Source organism: Aquibium pacificum, assembly GCF_040839445.1.
In the GTDB taxonomy this organism is placed as follows: Bacteria; Pseudomonadota; Alphaproteobacteria; order Rhizobiales; family Rhizobiaceae; genus Aquibium; species Aquibium pacificus.
The window spans coordinates 149,722-166,057 of the sequence record NZ_JBDPGJ010000004.1 but is presented as its reverse complement, the minus strand read 5'-3'; the positions used below and the strand labels follow the sequence as shown (position 1 = coordinate 166,057).

General features: G+C 65.5%; 13 protein-coding genes. 6 read left to right on the top strand and 7 right to left on the bottom strand.

Going from position 1 to position 16,336, the window contains the following annotated elements; all coding sequences use genetic code 11:
- Positions 1 to 133: 133 nt before the first annotated feature.
- From ABGN05_RS17275 to ABGN05_RS17250, 6 genes are all read left to right on the top strand, one after another.
- Positions 134 to 1,831 (top strand): thiamine pyrophosphate-requiring protein, encoded by a 1,698-nt coding sequence (locus tag ABGN05_RS17275; protein WP_367955286.1) that lies wholly within the window; start codon positions 134 to 136, stop codon positions 1,829 to 1,831.
- Entirely contained in the window at positions 1,831 to 3,429 is a 1,599-nt protein-coding gene (locus tag ABGN05_RS17270; protein WP_367955285.1) for an FAD-dependent monooxygenase, read from the top strand. Before ABGN05_RS17275 ends, ABGN05_RS17270 begins: the two co-directional genes overlap by 1 nt.
- 69 nt (positions 3,430 to 3,498) lie before the next feature.
- Positions 3,499 to 4,524, top strand: coding sequence for a Gfo/Idh/MocA family protein (locus ABGN05_RS17265; RefSeq protein WP_367955284.1), 1,026 nt, complete (start codon positions 3,499 to 3,501; stop codon positions 4,522 to 4,524).
- A 221-nt stretch (positions 4,525 to 4,745) separates the two neighbouring features.
- Positions 4,746 to 6,149 carry an MmgE/PrpD family protein gene (locus ABGN05_RS17260; protein ID WP_367955283.1) on the top strand — a complete coding sequence of 468 codons (1,404 nt, stop codon included), beginning with the start codon at positions 4,746 to 4,748 and terminating at the stop codon, positions 6,147 to 6,149.
- 22 nt (positions 6,150 to 6,171) lie between these two features.
- Positions 6,172 to 7,344 (top strand): acyl-CoA dehydrogenase family protein, encoded by a 1,173-nt coding sequence (locus tag ABGN05_RS17255; protein ID WP_367955282.1) that lies wholly within the window; start codon positions 6,172 to 6,174, stop codon positions 7,342 to 7,344.
- Positions 7,345 to 7,354: 10 nt separating this feature from the next.
- Positions 7,355 to 8,473, top strand: coding sequence for a CaiB/BaiF CoA transferase family protein (locus tag ABGN05_RS17250; RefSeq protein ID WP_367955281.1), 1,119 nt, complete (start codon positions 7,355 to 7,357; stop codon positions 8,471 to 8,473).
- Between the two features lie 127 nt (positions 8,474 to 8,600).
- On the opposite strand, the gene ppsA is transcribed toward ABGN05_RS17250, so the two are convergent.
- The 7 genes from ppsA to ABGN05_RS17215 all read right to left on the bottom strand — a co-directional run bounded on the left by ppsA (position 8,601) and on the right by ABGN05_RS17215 (position 16,197).
- Positions 8,601 to 11,000, bottom strand: coding sequence for a phosphoenolpyruvate synthase (gene ppsA / locus ABGN05_RS17245; RefSeq protein ID WP_367955280.1), 2,400 nt, complete (start codon positions 10,998 to 11,000; stop codon positions 8,601 to 8,603).
- 518 nt (positions 11,001 to 11,518) lie between these two features.
- Complete coding sequence (locus ABGN05_RS17240; RefSeq protein WP_367955279.1) at positions 11,519 to 12,403, bottom strand: GNAT family N-acetyltransferase; 885 nt, start codon at positions 12,401 to 12,403, stop codon at positions 11,519 to 11,521.
- Between the two features lie 300 nt (positions 12,404 to 12,703).
- Entirely contained in the window at positions 12,704 to 13,792 is a 1,089-nt protein-coding gene (locus ABGN05_RS17235; RefSeq protein ID WP_367955278.1) for an ABC transporter ATP-binding protein, read from the bottom strand.
- Positions 13,793 to 13,806: 14 nt separating this feature from the next.
- Positions 13,807 to 14,595 carry an ABC transporter permease gene (locus ABGN05_RS17230; protein ID WP_367955277.1) on the bottom strand — a complete coding sequence of 263 codons (789 nt, stop codon included), beginning with the start codon at positions 14,593 to 14,595 and terminating at the stop codon, positions 13,807 to 13,809.
- 10 nt (positions 14,596 to 14,605) lie between these two features.
- Complete coding sequence (locus ABGN05_RS17225; RefSeq protein ID WP_367955276.1) at positions 14,606 to 15,481, bottom strand: ABC transporter permease; 876 nt, start codon at positions 15,479 to 15,481, stop codon at positions 14,606 to 14,608.
- A gap of 129 nt (positions 15,482 to 15,610) precedes the next feature.
- Positions 15,611 to 15,823, bottom strand: a complete 213-nt coding sequence (locus tag ABGN05_RS17220) for a hypothetical protein (protein ID WP_367955275.1) — start codon at positions 15,821 to 15,823, stop codon at positions 15,611 to 15,613.
- Positions 15,824 to 15,984: 161 nt separating this feature from the next.
- Positions 15,985 to 16,197: a hypothetical protein gene (locus tag ABGN05_RS17215; protein ID WP_367955274.1), complete on the bottom strand. Its 213-nt coding sequence runs from the start codon at positions 16,195 to 16,197 to the stop codon at positions 15,985 to 15,987.
- Between the last annotated feature and the right edge of the window lie 139 nt (positions 16,198 to 16,336).

Sequence of the window (16,336 nt, the reverse complement as noted above, 5' to 3'; positions counted from 1 at the left end):
CCCGGCTGCTTGGCAACTTGCGTTGCAAAATCTCACAGAATGAGATTTCTATCATTGTATTGCATTGCCGCCATGGCTCAAGAGAGAAAATGACGTCGCGTCCCTTAGGGGTGCGTTGGGGAGGACAGGGCCGATGGATGCTGGAGGAGATGAGGGCAGTGGCCCGCGCACGGGCGCGGAGGCGGTTCTCCTGACGCTGAAGGCGAGCGGCATCGACTACCTCTTCGCCAATGCGGGGACCGACTTTCCATCGATCATCGAGGCATTCGCCGCCCGCGCCTCGGGGGAACAGGTCCCGCTGCCTCTCACCATCCCGCACGAGACGGCCGCGGTGGCGATGGCGCACGGCTATTATCTCGTTTCCGGCAGGCCGCAGGCGGTCATGGTCCACGTCAATGTCGGCCTCGCCAACGCCGCGATGGGCGTCATCAACGCGGCAAGCGACAACATCCCCATGATCGTCATGTCTGGACGCACGCCCATCACCGAGCACGGCCGCACCGGGGCGCGGGTGACGCCGATCCAGTACGGGCAGGAAATGTTCGACCAGACGTCGATCGTGCGCGACGCGACCAAGTACAATTACGAGATGCGCTATGCCGAGCAGGGCGGCTCGATGGTGGAAAGGGCGATGGCGATCGCATTGAGCGAGCCGCGCGGCCCGGTCTATCTCTCGCTTCCGCGCGAACCGCTGGCCGAGGCTTTTCCGGAAGACCACCTATTCCCGCCCGCGCCCCAGGCCCCGTCGGCGCCGCAGCGGCCCGATCCGGCCGCGGTCGCCCGGGCGGCCGGGCTGCTCGCGTCGGCGAAGTCGCCACTCATCCTGTGCCAGCGTTCCGACCCGTCCGGCGCCACCGCCGACGCCCTGTCGCGACTGGCGCAGGCCTTCTCGATCCCGGTCGTCGAACCGTTCACCGTGCGCAACGTGCTGCCTTCCTCCCATCCGATGCTGGCCGGCTACGACGTCAGGGACGCGCTCGCCGCCGCCGACGTGGTGCTGGTGGTGGATTCGGGCGTTCCCTGGATCGAGAAGTTGCACAGGCCGAAAAACGCCACCGTGATTTCCCTGGGGCCCGATCCGCTGTTCGCCCGCATGCCGGTCAGGAGCTACCGGAGCGACCTGTCGCTGGCCGGCGATCCGGCGGCCGGACTGGCGATGCTGCACGACGCTCTGGAGGACGCCGGCGCGCGCAGGGGCGCTGTCGGCACCGTGTCGCCGAGATCCGGCGGCGACGTTACCAAGACGGTCGGGGCGGACGGCGCAATGACGGCGGAATGGATGAGCCGGTGCCTCTCGGACGTCCTCGGCGAGGACGGCGTGGTCTTTTCCGAACTCGGCGTCGTGCCTTCGGCCATGGACCTCAAAGGCCCCAACCGTCTGTTCACCGCGCCGCATTCCGGCGGGCTCGGCTGGGCGATGCCGGCGGCGCTCGGCGCGCAACTCCACGACCGGACGCGGCTCTGCGTGGCCTGCGTCGGCGACGGCTCCTACATGTTCGCCAATCCGGTGGCCTGCCACCAGATCTCCGAGGCGATGGACCTGCCGATCCTCACCATCATCAAGAACAACGGCATATGGAACGCGGTGCGGCGGTCCGTGGTGAATTCCTATCCCGGCGGCAAGGCGGCGAGCGCCAATCGCATGCCCCTCGTCTCCCTGGAACCCTCCCCGGACTTCCAGATGATCGCCCGGGCCAGTCGCGCCCATGCAGAGCGGGTGGAGGAAGCGGACGACCTGCCCGCAGCGCTCGAGCGGGCGCTTCGGGTGATCCGCGAGGAGCGGCGCTCGGCCCTGCTCGACGTCAGAGTGGCACAATCGGACAGGCACTGATGAACGAAACACGCGAAATTTCCGCCGACGTGGCGATCGTCGGCGGCGGCCCCGTCGGCATGGGGCTCGCCATCGAACTCGGACAGCGAGGGGTTCGCACGGTCGTCATCGAGCGATTTGCGCAACCGCAGCGCGTCCCCAAAGGCCAGAACCTGACGCAGCGGACGATGGAGCATTTCCACTTCTGGGGTGCCGAAGAGGCGCTGAGGGCCGCGCGGACCATTCCGAAGGATTACGGGATCGGCGGCCTGACCGCTTATGGCACGCTGCTCGGCGGCTATCACTACGACTGGCTGCAGCGCGCTCTCGTGCGGCCCTACTACTTCACCGACAACGAAAGACTTCCCCAGTACGCGACCGAAGAAGTCCTGCGCGCGCGCGCTGCCGACCTGGAAACCGTGGAACTGCTCTACGGTGTTGCCGCGACGGAGGTGCGGCAGGAGGCGGACCGCGCGAGCGTTGCGGCCTCGGGCACGGACGGACATCTGAACATCGACGCCCGCTATGTGGTCGGCTGCGACGGGAGCCGTTCGCTGGTGCGCGAGAGCGCCGGCATCACCCAGACCCTGTCCGACCACGACCGGCTCATGGTGCTGCTCGTCTTCCGGTCGAAGGGCCTGCACGAACTCCTGAAACGCTTTCCGGGGAAATCCTACTACAACGTGCTGCATCCGGACCTGGAGGGCTACTGGCAGTTCTTCGGCCGCGTCGATCTCGGCGAGACATGGTTCTTCCACGCTCCGGTGCCGCGCGGCACGACGAAGGACAATTTCGATTTCGCCGCTTACCTGCACCGTGCCGCCGGCGCGGAATTCGAGGTCGATTTCGAGCACATCGGCTTCTGGGACCTGCGCTTCGCCATCGCCGACAGCTACCGCGACGGACGCGTCTTCCTTGCCGGCGACGCCGCGCACAGCCATCCGCCGTATGGCGGCTACGGTATCAACACGGGCTTCGAGGACGCCCGCAATCTCGGCTGGAAGCTGGCGGCCGTCCTTCAGGGCTGGGGCGGAACGCACCTTCTCGACAGCTACGATGCCGAGCGGCGCCCGGTCTTCGCCTCCACCGCGCGCGATTTCATCGGGAAGGCGATCGAGAACGACCGGGCATTCCTCGAAGCCTTCGCGCCCGACCGCGACAAGGCGGCGTTCGAGGCCGAGTGGCAGGCACGCGGCTCAGGCGCAAGCGGCGAGGTCGACGCCTTCGAACCGAACTACGAGGGCTCGCCGATCGTACTCGGCGCCGGTGGAGATACGAGTGCGGTCGGGAGCCACGCCTTCAAGGCCCGAGCCGGACATCACCTGGCGCCCGCCATTCTGTCCTGCGGGCGAAACGTCTATGAGGAACTCGGAGCCGGCTTTACGCTACTGGCGCTGGACGGGGATGCACGTGCGGTGGCGGACCTGCGCAAGGCAGCGCACGCCGCAGCCGTGCCGTTGACGGTCGTCGAAGACGACCGGCAGGGCGGGCGAGAGCGGTACGATGCGCGCCACATCCTCCTTCGCCCGGACCAGTTCGTCGCCTGGATCTCGGACGCTGTGCCGGCGGACGCCGACGCTATCCTGCGGCAAGCCATCGGGAAACCGCCGCAGCGTTGACGGGGCGAGCCGGTACCGGCGACACCGCAGGATCAACTGGTCCTACACCCGAACGGAATCGGAGCAGGAATGAAGACACGTATCGCCATCGTCGGCCTCGGCATGGCCGTCACGCCCCATGCCAAGGGCCTCCTTGACCTAGCCGACGAGGTCGAGGTGGCGCATGCCTTCAGCCCGAGCTCGGAGCGCCGCAGAGCCTTCGGCGAGCGTTTCCCCTTCCCGCTCTGCGACAGCCTGGAGACCGTCCTGGCGGACGACACCGTCGACGCAGTCGCGGTTTTCACGCCTGCGAACACCCATCGGGACATCGCCCTGCGATGTGCCGCCGCGGGCAAGCACGTGCTGATGGAAAAGCCGCTCGACATCACCACGCAGCGCGCGGTCGAACTGGTCGAAGGGTGCCGGGCCGCCGGCGTGACGCTCGGCGTGGTCCTGCAGCACCGCTTCCGGCCCGCCGGCCAAAAGCTGGCGGAGATTCTTGCCCAGGGCGATCTCGGTCGCATGGTCGGCTGCTCGACGTCGATCCGCCTGTGGCGGCCGCAGAGCTACTACGACGAGGCCGGCCGGGGTTCCTTCGCGCGCGACGGCGGCGGGGTGCTGATCTCGCAGGGCATCCACACGCTGGACCTCATGCTGAGCCTGGCCGGCCCCGTCACCGAGGTCGCCGGCTATGCGACCACGACGCCCGTGCACCGCATGGAGACCGAGGACATGGTCTGCGCGGCGGTGAAGTTCGAGAACGGCGCCTTCGGCACCATCGACGCAACGACGGCCGCCTATCCGGGCTTTCCCGAACGCATCGAGATCACCTGCGAGAAGGGCACCGCGGATCTGGCCGGCACGTCCCTCATCGTCCATTACCAGGACGGCAGGCGCGTCACGATCGAGCCGGACGAAAGCGCCGGCGGTACCGGTGCCGACCCGATGGCCTTCCCGCACGACTACCACCGCTCGGTGATGGCGGACTTCGTCGACGCGATCCGCACCGGCCGCGAGCCGAAAGTCACCGGCGAGGAAGCGCTGAAGGTTCACCGCCTGATCGACGCACTGATCGCCACCGGATCGAGCGGTAAACCCGTGCGGGTCGAACGATGACCGAGCCGCTCCGCTCCGCCGCCATCGGGCGCGAGCGGCCCGGGATCGCCATCCGGGCGATGCGGTCATAGGTATCGCCGGGTTGCGGCCCCGTTCAATTCGACTGAAAACAGCTTTCCCGAATGACGAATTGCGGTCGGCCGTATCGCGTGCTGGAAGCCACGTCCGGGCCGGCTGGCGGCGCGAGCGAATGCCGTCTATCACCAAGCGGAGGAAAAATCATGCGCGATGAGAAGATCGGACACCCCGGCGCGGAACTTGCCGCATTCGCCGCCGGGCTGCGCTTCGAGGACATTCCGGCGGATGTCGTAGCCCGCGCGGTGGATCTCTTCGTCGACTGGACCGGCTCAGCGCTTGCGGGCAAGGGAGTCCGTCCGGTCGAGATCATGGCCGGCTTCGCAAGGTCGATGGGTCCCGGGGGCGGGGCCTGCGAGATCCTCATCGACCGCTCGACCTCGTCTCCGCTCTTCGCGGCACTGGTGAACGGGGCTTCCTCGCACGTGGCGGAACAGGACGACGTCCACAACGGCTCGGTGTTTCATCCAGCCGCGGTGGTCTTCCCGGCCGCACTGGCGCTCGCGCAAGCGCACCGCGCGTCGGGCCGCGAGTTCATCACGGCGGCGGTGGCCGGCTACGAGGTGGGCATCCGCGTCGGCGAGTTCCTCGGCCGCTCGCACTACAAGATCTTTCACACCACCGGCACCGCCGGGACCATCGCCGCCGCCGCAGCAGCGGGGCGGCTGCTCGGCCTTTCGGCGGAGGCCATGCTCGACGCCTTCGGCTCGGCGGGAACGCAGGCCGCGGGGCTTTGGGAATTCCTGCGCGACGGCGCCGATTCCAAGCCACTCCACACAGGCAAGGCGGCCGCCAACGGGCTGACGGCCGCATGCCTGGCGAAAGACGGGTTCACCGGCGCGAAGCAGATTCTGGAAGGACTTCAGGGGATGGCGGCCGGCATGTCGAGCGATGCCGATCCCGCCAGGCTGACGGACCGCCTCGGTGCCCGCTGGGCCCTGGCCGAAACCTCGTTCAAGTTCCACGCCTCGTGCCGACACACCCATCCCGCGGCGGATGCGCTCTTGAAGGCGAGGCAGGAGAACGGACTGGCGATGGCCGACATCGCCAGCGTGACGGCGCGCGTGCACCAGGGCGCGATCGACGTGCTCGGTCCGGTGGTCGCGCCCTCGAGCGTCCACCAGGCGAAATTCTCCATGGGTACGACGCTCGGCCTGATCGCCGCCTTCGGCCGCGCCGGCATGAACGAGTTCGATCAGGCCTATGCCCGGCAGGACATCGCGGCCTTCCGCGACTGCGTCCGCATGGAACTGGACGAGGAAGTGGACAAAGCCTATCCGGCCCGCTGGATCGGCAAGGTAGCGGTAGAGACGGTGGACGGACGGCACGTCGAGGCGCGCGTGGACGAGCCGAAGGGCGATCCCGGCAACACGCTGAGCCGCGAAGAGATCGAAGCAAAGGTGCGCGGGCTGGCCGCGTTCTCGGGTGCGGCGGCCCCGGCCGAACTGGACAAACTCCTGCCGCGGCTGTGGGCGATCGGCGAGAGCGAAGCGATCGGCACGCTGATGCCGGCTGGCGAAGAGGCACGCGCCGGCATGGCCGCGGAATGATGACGGGGACGAACGGGCAGGCATGACGATCAAGGATCTTCCACAGGGCGACGAGATCGCCCAGATCAGGCAAAGCGTTCGCAAGCTGTGCGACAGCTTCGCGCCCGACTACTGGCGAAAGCTCGACCGCGAAAACGCCTATCCGAGCGAGTTCGTGAGCGCGCTGTCGGAGGCCGGATATCTTTCGGTGCTCATTCCCGAGGAGTATGGCGGCTCCGGCCTGCCGCTGTCGGCCGCCGCGGCGATCCTGGAGGAAGTCCAGCGCGCCGGCGCCAACGGCGCGGCCTGCCATGCGCAGATGTACATCATGGGCGCATTGCTGCGGCACGGCAGCGAAGCGCAGAAGCAGGAATACCTGCCGCGCATCGCATCCGGCGAACTGCGCCTCCAGGCCTTCGGGGTGACCGAGCCGACCAGCGGGACCGACACCACCTCGATCAAGACCTTCGCCAGGCGCGAGGGCGACACCTATGTGGTCAACGGCCAGAAGGTCTGGACCTCGCGCGCGGAGCATTCGGACTTGATGCTGCTCCTGGCTCGCACGACACCCAAGGAGGAGGCGGCAAAGCGCACCGACGGCATGTCGGTCTTCATCGTCGACATGCGCGAGGCGCTGAAGTCGGGCATGACGATCAAGCCGATCCGCACCATGATGAACCACTCCACCACCGAGGTCTTTTTCGACAACGTGCGCGTGCCGGCCGAGAACCTGATCGGCGAGGAAGGCAAGGGTTTCCGCTACATCCTGTCGGGCATGAACGCCGAGCGCATCCTCATTGCGGCCGAATGCATCGGCGACGCCAAGTGGTTCATCGAGAAGGCCTCGGCTTATGCGAGCGAACGCTCGGTGTTCGGCCGTCCGATCGGGCAGAACCAGGGCGTGCAGTTCCCCATCGCGCGGGCCTATGCGCAAATGCGCGCGGCGGAACTGATGGTGCAGCAGGCCGCAGGCCTGTTCGAGAGCGGGCAGGATTGCGGCGAGCAGGCCAACATGGCCAAGATGCTGGCGGCCGAGGCTTCGTGGGCGGCGGCGGAGGCCTGCGTGCAGACGCATGGCGGCTTCGGTTTCGCGGAGGAATACGACATCGAACGCAAATTCCGCGAGACGCGTCTCTACCAAGTGGCGCCGATCTCGACCAACCTGATCCTCAGCTACCTTTCCGAGCACGTGCTCGGAATGCCGCGCTCCTACTGAGGCCGGCGCAATGCTTCCGCTTGAGGGACTGCTGGTCGTCGCCATCGAACAGGCGGTCGCGGCGCCCACCTGCACGCTGCGGCTCGCAGACGCCGGGGCCCGCGTCATCAAGATCGAGAAGGCCGAGGGGGAGACGGCCAGGCACTACGACAAGGCCGTGCACGGCACGAGCGCCTATTTCGCCTGGCTCAACCGCGGCAAGGAGAGCGCCGTCCTCGACATCAAGGACGAGGCCGACCGCGCCCTGGTCGAGCGGATGGTCGCCAGGGCCGACGTCTTCATCCAGAACCTGGCGCCCGGCGCCGCGCGGCGGCTCGGGCTCGGCGCGGCCGACGTCGTCTCGCGCCATCCGCGGCTGATCGCGGTCGACATCGTCGGCTACCGCCAGGACAGTCCCGCGCGGGCTATGCGTGCCTACGACATGCTGATCCAGGCCGAGAGCGGCGTGTGCTCCGTTACCGGCACGCCCGACACGCCGGTGAAGGTCGGCGTCTCCATCGCCGACGTCATGACCGGCATGAACGCGCATGCCGCCATCCTCGAAGCGCTGGTCGAGCGATCGGTCACCGGCAAGGGCAAGGCGATCGAGATCGCCATGTTCGATACCATGGCCGACATGATGAGCGTGCCGCTGCTGCACCACGACTACGGCGGAAAGGCCACGCCCCGCTCGGGCCTGGAGCATGCCGCGATCTATCCCTATTGCGCCGTGACGTGCGCCGACGGCGAGATCGTCATCGTGGTGCAGAATCCCGGCGAGTGGCGCCGCCTGTGCACGGGCGTTCTGCAACGGCCGGACCTGATCGACGACCCGCTCTACCGCGACAATCCGAGCCGCGTGGAGAACCGGCGGGCACTCGGCGCGATCATGGCAGGCGTCTTCGGCGGCATGACGCGCGCCCAGGCCATCGAAAAGCTCGAGGCCAACAAGCTCGCATGGTCGAACGTCTCGACGGTCGCGGACCTGTCCTCGCATGCCGCCTTGCGGCGCATCGCGGTGGAAACCCCCGGCGGTCTCTTCGAGGGCGTCGCATCGCCCGTCCGGCGCGAGATCAAGGGCGGACCGGTCCCGGCCCTCGGCGCCCAGACGGAAGCCCTGCGGCGAGAGTTCGGGGAGGCGGGACAATGAGCGCTGCCGAATTCGTCGACAAGATCGACGCGGACTGACCGTCGGCATCAGGTCAATTTGGACTACAACAGCATCGTCAGGCGAAGCGCCGTGCCGGCCGAACTCGATACCGATGCCATTGAGCCAGTCAGCCGCCGGATTCGGCGGCCGCGACGATGCGCTTGACGGCGATGAAGCTGTCGGGACTGACCGAAATCGAGCTGATTCCGCACTCGACAAGGAAGCGCGCGAACTCCGGATGATCGCTGGGCGCCTGGCCGCACAGGCCGATCTTGCTGCCGGCCTTTCGCGCTTCGGAGATGACGTTCGAGATCATCCACTTCACGGCCGGGTCCTGCTCATCGAAGAGTTCCGCCAGCTCGGCGGAGTCGCGGTCGACGCCCAGGGTCAACTGGGTCAGGTCGTTCGATCCGATCGAGAAACCGTCGAAACGCTTGGCGAACTCCGACGCGAGAACCACGTTCGACGGTATCTCGCACATGACGTAGACTTCCAGGCCGTTCTCGCCGCGCTTCAAGCCGTTCGCGGCCATGACATCGAGAACGCGGTCGGCCTCGAGGATCGAGCGGCAGAACGGGATCATGACGACGACGTTGGCAAAGCCCATCTCATCGCGCAATCGTCTGATCGCCTGGCATTCGAGCGCAAAGCCCTCGCGGTACCGCGGCGAGTAGTATCGGGCGGCACCGCGGAAGCCAATCATCGGGTTTTCCTCCTCCGGCTCGAACTGCGCTCCGCCGAGGAGACCGGCATATTCGTTGGTCTTGAAATCGCTCATGCGAACGATGACCGGTTTGGGGTAGACGGCGGCGGCAATCCGCGCGAGGCCGCGTGACAACCGGTCGACGAAGTAGTCGGTCTTTTCGGCGTAGCCGCGCGTCAGTTCCTCGATCTCGGCCCGGACCTTCTCGTCGCGCAGTTCGTCGAAGCGCACCAGCGCCATCGGGTGGACACGGATGTGGTTGCCCACCACGAACTCCATCCGCGCGAGGCCGACTCCATCGGACGGCAATCGCCACCAGCGGAAGGCCGCCGCCGGATTGGCGAGGTTCAGCATCACCTGCGTCCTCGTCTCCGGAATGTCGTCGACCCGCACCTTTTCGATCCCGATCTCGGCGGTTCCCGAATAGACGAACCCCTCGTCGCCTTCTGCGCACGAGACCGTCACGTCCTGCTCGTCGTGCAGCACATGCGTTGCATTGCCGGTGCCCACGATCGCCGGCAGACCGAGCTCCCGGCTGACGATCGCGGCATGCGAGGTGCGCCCGCCATGGTCGGTCACGATCGCGGCGGCCCGCTTCATGATCGGCACCCAGTCCGGATCCGTCGTTCCGGTGACGAGCACCGATCCGTCGACGAAGCGATCGATGTCGCGCGCGTTTTCGATGATGGAGACGCGGCCGCAGACGGCCGCCGAGCCGATCGCCAGTCCCTTCGCAAGCGTCTTTCCCTGGCCGGAGACGGAATAGGACTTCAACGCCGCGGCATCGGCCCGCGACTGCACCGTCTCGGGCCGTGCCTGGACGATGAACATCTCGCCTGTCTCGCCGTCCTTGGCCCATTCCATGTCCATCGCGCAGCCATAGTGGTCCTCTATGGCGACCGCCCAGTTCGCGAGGCGCAGGATCTCGGCGTCCTCCAGGACGTAGCTCGTGCGCTCCACCCTGGACGTCGGAACGTTCCTCGTCGGGCGGTCGCCGGAGCCGTAGATCATCTTCTGCTTCTTCTCGCCGAGGCTCTTGTGGATGATCGGCGTCAGGCCCGGTCGAGCCAGCAGCGGCTTGAAGATCTGGTACTCGTCCGGATCGACGGCGCCCTGCACGACGTTCTCGCCCAGGCCCCAGGCCGCGTCGATCACGACCACGTCCGGGAACCCGGTCTCGGTATCGAGCGAGAACATGACGCCCGAACCGCCGACGTCGGAACGCACCATGCGCTGTACGCCAACCGACAGCGCCACCGCCATGTGATCGAAACCCTTTGCCGTGCGGTAGCTGATCGCGCGGTCGGTGAAGAGCGAGGCGTAGCAGCGCCGGCAGGCATCCATGAGCGCTTTCTTGCCGCGAATGTTGAGGAAGGTCTCCTGCTGCCCGGCGAAGCTCGCGTCCGGCAGGTCCTCGGCCGTTGCGCTGGAACGCACCGCGACGTCCAGCTCCTTTTTCCCCGACCTGCTGCAAAGCTCGGCATAGGCTGCCTCGATGGCCTTCGCCGTCTCCTTCGGCCACTCTCCTTCGAGGATCATCGCCCGGATCGCTGCGCCTGTTTCGCCGAGCGACGCCTTGCCCGCTTCCAGATCCCGGAGGCGACACCGGATCTTCTCCTCCAGTCCGTTGGCGCGGATGAAATCGCGGTAGGCGGCGGCCGTCGTGGCGAAACCAGCCGGGACCGGAATCCTCCTGGACCCAAGCGACGAGATCATCTCGCCAAGCGACGCGTTCTTCCCGCCGACGCTGCCGACGTCCCTTCGGCCCACGTCGTCGAACAAGACGACGAGCGCCTCGTTTCCGATCGCCGCTGTTTCACGCATGACCAGCTCCCTTCGTGCCTAGAGGCAGCAAAGACCTTTCCGGGCCATGGGGGCATTGACGGGGATCAAGTTCGAAGGGACGAAGAGTCCCGGCCGCGTGAGGCGCATCCGGTGGGGTGGTTGATGGCGACGAGGAGCCACTGACAGGTTGCGAGGCGCTTCGCGGCTGGTCTGACGGGGTCGCGCGGCGTGCCTTTGGTGCCGTTGAGTTGATCTTCACCGAACACCACGGCACTTTGAGGGCGCCTGCGCCGCCGGTTCACGTGTCCTGTGCTGGTCTGCAAAAGGCACGCGGTCGCACGTCAGGTTTTCGGTCGCTTGCGAAGCAGTGCCAGGAACCGCCTGGCAAGCAGTATCTCCTGAGTAGCGAAGCAGCCATTGTCGGCGAGAATGTGCAAATCCACACGTCCCAAGGCTGCTTCGGCGTGCTTTCCCGTCCCGGTCAACCGATCCCGGTCATGCCCTAAGCCGGCTGCGGCATACTATGGCTGGTTCCATTGATCGATGACCTGATGAAATCAGCCGAAGGCTTGACCGACCATGGCGTAGCTGCGCGTGGTGCCCGATGCCGCGGCTTTCGGGTTCAGCCGCATTTGGGTGATCGTTGTCGATATCGCGAGGCCGCAGTTTTCGACGAAGTCCGTGAACTTCCCCGGACGGACGAGCGTGTCGAGCCGCATATAGCTGCCGACGTGGCGCAACAGAAAATGGCTTGCCAAGGCAATCGCCTCATCATCATTGCGTGCGACTACAGGGCCCAACAACTCGCCGCGCCCGAAAGGCCGCGAGAAGGCATAACCAACCGGCGCCCCGCCTTTATCAAGCAGCAGCACAGCGTCGGCCGGTTCCAACATGCAAAGCAATACGGCAGTGCGGTCATGGCCCGTCGCTTCGCGATCAAGCACCTGAAGTGCAGGCAGGTCCGCGCCGGAGAGCGGGCGAAGCGTCAGCCCCGCAGGCACGGCCGGAGGGGTATCGGGCGCCTTGGTGTGGCCTTGCATCTGCTGCCCCAGACCGTATTTGCCGAAGCCGAGCTGTTCGTAAAGTCTGACGGCCTGCGGGGTCGCATTCACGATGATCTCGCGCTTGCCGATGTCGCGCAGCACCCGCTGCATGAGCCAGCGCCCGGCACCCCGCGACTGCATCCTTGGCGGAGTGATGACCATGCCGATGCAAGCGGTATCCTCGCCTAACGGAAACCAAAGGGCCGAGCCGCCGACCCGGCCGATTTCGTCACAGGCTACATAGCCCTTCGCCAAGGAGATAATTTGGCGGAGGTCTTCGGGGCGATGCGGCCAGCCCACGCCAACCGCCAACTCGTGCAGCCGGGCCACATCCTCCGTGGCCACCGGTCGCGCGGTGACGGAGTAGTGCTCAAGATCAATCCGATCCTGTTGCGACATGTGCTGATCCCATGTTGACCAGCCGAGTCTGCCATGTGGTCCACGCGGAAGCCAGACCGGAGCGGCAGAACGCGCCGCAGGTTCTGGCGTTTTGGGGTGACAAGGCCAAAGTTTCTGCGTCGCGGGTTGCAAAGGAACCCGCGACGGCCTGACCAGAGGCCGGTGGCCGCATGATAGTGACTGATCGCCGCGACAGCGGGATCGATGGGGCGGTCGTGGCCTGGGCCGCGCGGCTGGCCCGACATTCGCATCAAGAAAACGGCCGGGTCACCCGCCAGCGACAAAAGGCCCGGTGCAGGGTCATGCCGCGTTCGAGGAAGGCACGATGACGGTATCCTCCACATGCAGCTTCAGCCGTACATTCTGACCGGCCTGCGGGAGCGCGATGTTGTTGGAATGATGGCTGGGGACGCGGAAGCTGATTTCCGTGCCGTCCGCCAGAACCACTTTGACCTTCAGACTCTCGCCCTGAAACACCACGTCACGAACCTGCCCCGAAAGATAGTTGCAGTCGCTTTCGGTTTCGTCGGCCGCGCAGGGCAGCAGCGCCTCGGCTTGAAGCGCGATGTAGAGTTCACCGTCTGCCGGTAGCGGGCGGGCACTGCGCAGCACCGTGTCCCCCAGGCGCGCGGAATTCGTCCCGGTGCGCGCCACCGGGAGCAGGGAGGATTCCCCCACGAACCCGGCAACAAAGGCATCGGCAGGGGCCGAATAGAGCGTGCGCGGCGTGTCGACCTGCAATATCCTTCCGGCATTCATCACCGCCACCCGATCCGACAGGGTCAGCGCCTCGCGCTGGTCATGGGTCACATAGACGACGGTCGCGCCGAGCTTCGCATGCAGGCTGCGCAACTCGAGTTGCATCGTCTCGCGCAGGTTCTTGTCGAGCGCGGAGAGCGGCTCGTCCATCAGGATCAGGCGCGGCTCGAAGACGATGGCGCGCGCAAGCGCCACGCGTTGACGCTGGCCGCCCGAGAGCTTGGCGATGGGCCGCTCGCCATAACCTGGAAGCTCGACGGTGGCGAGGGCCTTTTCAACCTGTGCGGCGATCTGGCTGCTCGGCACTTTGCGCGCGCGGAGCGGAAAGGCGATGTTCTCGGCCACTGAAAGGTGCGGGAAGAGCGCGTAGTTCTGGAACACCACGCCAATGTCGCGCCTCTGCGGCGGCAGCAGCGTGACATCGCTGTCGCCGAACCAGACTCGACCGCTTGTAGGGCGTGAAAAGCCGCCGATCAGTTGCAGCATCGTGGTCTTCCCGGACCCCGATGGGCCGAGGATCGAGACAAACTCGCCCGCACGGATGTCGATCGATACCTCTTTCAGTACCGTGAAGATGCCATAGTTCTTGACGATCTTCTCCAGACGGACGGGTACGAAATTGGAGCTCATGGGAGGAAATCCTTTCAGGCGTGCCCGACCCGGGCCTTGCGGCCACGCAGACTGGAGATAATGACAAGGGCGAAGGAGACCGAGATCAGAACCGAACTGATTGCAGCAATGGTAGGGTCGATCTCGTTGCGCAGGCTCATGAACATACGCCGCGGCAGGGTCTGGTTCTCTCCTCCGGCGATGAAGATGGAGACCACGGTTTCATCCAGAGCCCCGATAAAGGCAAAGAGCGCGCCGGTAATAACCGAGGCTTTGATCTGCGGCAGCGTCACCTTCATGAAGGCCGTGAAGCGATTGACGCCCAAGCTGCGCGCTACGTCTTCCTGGCTCATGTCGAAAGAGCGCAGCCCTGCCAGTACCGAGATGAAGACATAGGGCAGGTTCATCATGGCAAAGGCGAACACGAGCCCGACCTTAGTCGCCACCAGACCGACCTGAGCATAGACCATGTAAAGCCCTGCGGCGAGGATGATGACAGGTACCATGACCGGGGTCAGCAGCAGGATCTGCAGCCGCCGCACAAGGCTTGATTGCGAGACGTTCGCGGCATAGGCCGCCGCCGTGCCAACCGGCACCACGATCAGGGTCGTCAGCGTGGCCAGAAGGAAGCTGTTCCAAGTCGCGTCCATCCAATCGCGATCGCCGAAATACTCCTCGTACCAACGCAGGCTGAAGGCCTTCGGCGGGAATGTCAGGAAGCGTGAGTCCGAAAAGGACATCACGAACACGATGACGATGGGCATCACCATGAAGAACAGGACAAGAGCAGTAATGGCCCAGAGGCCAAGGCGGGAAATGGTCATGGCCGTCTCCTCAGCGCATACCGACGATCTTTTCGACAGGCAGCGCGCGATCGACCGCCCAGAAGATGGTGCAGACCATCGCCAGCAGCACCATGGCTACCGCGCTCGCTGCGCCGAACTGCAGGTAGAGCTCGACATTTCGTTGGACGAGCGACGAAACCATGATCGTCTTGCCGCCGCCCAGAAGCTCGGGCGTCAGGTAGAAGCCGAGGCAGAGGATGAACACCAGAACCGAGCCGGCGGCCACGCCCGGCGCGGCCAGCGGAAGGATGATACGGCGGAAAACGTAGAAGGTGCTGCCCCCCAGCGAATGGCCGGCCTGCGTGAGTTCGGTCGGGATTTTTGACAACGCTGCATAGAGCGGGAAGACCATGAAGGGGATCATCACATGCAACATCCCGATCAATACGGCAGTGAAATTGTGCGACAGCGACAGCGGTTTTTCGATGATGCCCAGATCTATCAGCGTGGTGTTGATGATCCCGCGGCGCTGCAGCACCACCAGCCAGGCATAGGTGCGCACTAGCACCGAGGTCCAGAACGGCAGCATCACCAGCGCGAGGATCAGCGTCGACCATCCGCGTGAGGCAACGGCGGCGGCATAAGCGAGCGGGAAGCCGAACACGATTGACAGGACGGTCACCAGCAAGCTGATCTGCAGCGTATCGGCATAGGTGCGCCAGTAGATCTCTTCCTGCCAGATGCGTGCGTAGTGGACGAACGAGAAGCTGTCACCCTCGCGCAGTGACTGGAAGAACAAGAGCCCGAGCGGCCCGCCTAGGAATAATCCCACCAGTAGGAGTGCTGGCGCAAACAGGAGCAGATAGCTGCCCTGCTCGGCTCGTTCCGCCCGGGCGATTAGCGCGGCGTTTGATGAATCGGTCATGGCATTCCCCTGCGGTCATATTGTTATGCGCGCACGGGCAGCGAGGCCTGTGCGCAATCGTGGGGAGACATCGAGCTTTTCTGGAAAGCCGCGACGTCCCGGGCGGCGCTAATGCGGCATGAACTCCAGTCAACGCCGCTCGGCCGCCTCACCCCGACCGGAGGCCCACCATGCGGCATTGGCAGGCATTTGGATCGCCATGTCTGCGGGCGCGGCGGTGAGTGCGGCCAGGCGCTCGGGGTCCATGACCTCGCCATCGGTGACGTTCAGCGGCGCGGTGATGTATTCAGTGGTCCGCTCGGTCTCGCCCTTCGGTTCCAGAAGTTCGTTGATGAGCCTCATGGCATTTCCCTTGTTGGCCGTGTCCCTTTGCACGGCACGGCAATTGTATTCCATGATCGCCCGATGGCGGTGAACGCCGCCGGCGTGCTTTCGGCCTCGGCGGTGGCGCTGTAACCCGCGGATGCGTTGAACAGAACCCGGATCGGCTCGCCGGACATCACCTACGTCTTGCCCTCCGGATGGCGGCTGGTACTGGCATCGGCGACAACCCGGATACCCAGCTTTTGCTCGGCAGGACGGATCAGCGCTTCGGTCATTGTGTCGGGAACCAGCTCGCCAGCGGTCGTATCCGCCACCGTCTGCGCAGACAGCGGGAGCGAGGATGTGGCCGCCAGTGCGCCCACGGACAGAAAGGCGGAGCACAGTCTTTTCATCGCCCTGCGTTCGTATTTCGTTCAATTCACTTTGTTCAGTCTGACCACTTGCCGACAAGCCAACCAATCACAACATCTCGACAGGGCATAACCCCGGCTTATGGACCTCCCGTATTCGGGCACCTGGGCACGCAATATG

What these genes read in the sequence shown, in the direction of transcription:
- ABGN05_RS17275 (WP_367955286.1), top strand. Translation starts at nt 134, where the DNA reads ATGGATGCTGGAGGAGATGAGGGCAGTGGCCCGCGCACGGGCGCGGAG.
- ABGN05_RS17270 (WP_367955285.1), top strand. Translation starts at nt 1,831, where the DNA reads ATGAACGAAACACGCGAAATTTCCGCCGACGTGGCGATCGTCGGCGGC.
- ABGN05_RS17265 (WP_367955284.1), top strand. Translation starts at nt 3,499, where the DNA reads ATGAAGACACGTATCGCCATCGTCGGCCTCGGCATGGCCGTCACGCCC.
- ABGN05_RS17260 (WP_367955283.1), top strand. Translation starts at nt 4,746, where the DNA reads ATGCGCGATGAGAAGATCGGACACCCCGGCGCGGAACTTGCCGCATTC.
- ABGN05_RS17255 (WP_367955282.1), top strand. Translation starts at nt 6,172, where the DNA reads ATGACGATCAAGGATCTTCCACAGGGCGACGAGATCGCCCAGATCAGG.
- ABGN05_RS17250 (WP_367955281.1), top strand. Translation starts at nt 7,355, where the DNA reads ATGCTTCCGCTTGAGGGACTGCTGGTCGTCGCCATCGAACAGGCGGTC.
- ppsA (WP_367955280.1), bottom strand. Translation starts at nt 11,000, where the DNA reads ATGCGTGAAACAGCGGCGATCGGAAACGAGGCGCTCGTCGTCTTGTTC.
- ABGN05_RS17240 (WP_367955279.1), bottom strand. Translation starts at nt 12,403, where the DNA reads ATGTCGCAACAGGATCGGATTGATCTTGAGCACTACTCCGTCACCGCG.
- ABGN05_RS17235 (WP_367955278.1), bottom strand. Translation starts at nt 13,792, where the DNA reads ATGAGCTCCAATTTCGTACCCGTCCGTCTGGAGAAGATCGTCAAGAAC.
- ABGN05_RS17230 (WP_367955277.1), bottom strand. Translation starts at nt 14,595, where the DNA reads ATGACCATTTCCCGCCTTGGCCTCTGGGCCATTACTGCTCTTGTCCTG.
- ABGN05_RS17225 (WP_367955276.1), bottom strand. Translation starts at nt 15,481, where the DNA reads ATGACCGATTCATCAAACGCCGCGCTAATCGCCCGGGCGGAACGAGCC.
- ABGN05_RS17220 (WP_367955275.1), bottom strand. Translation starts at nt 15,823, where the DNA reads ATGAGGCTCATCAACGAACTTCTGGAACCGAAGGGCGAGACCGAGCGG.
- ABGN05_RS17215 (WP_367955274.1), bottom strand. Translation starts at nt 16,197, where the DNA reads ATGAAAAGACTGTGCTCCGCCTTTCTGTCCGTGGGCGCACTGGCGGCC.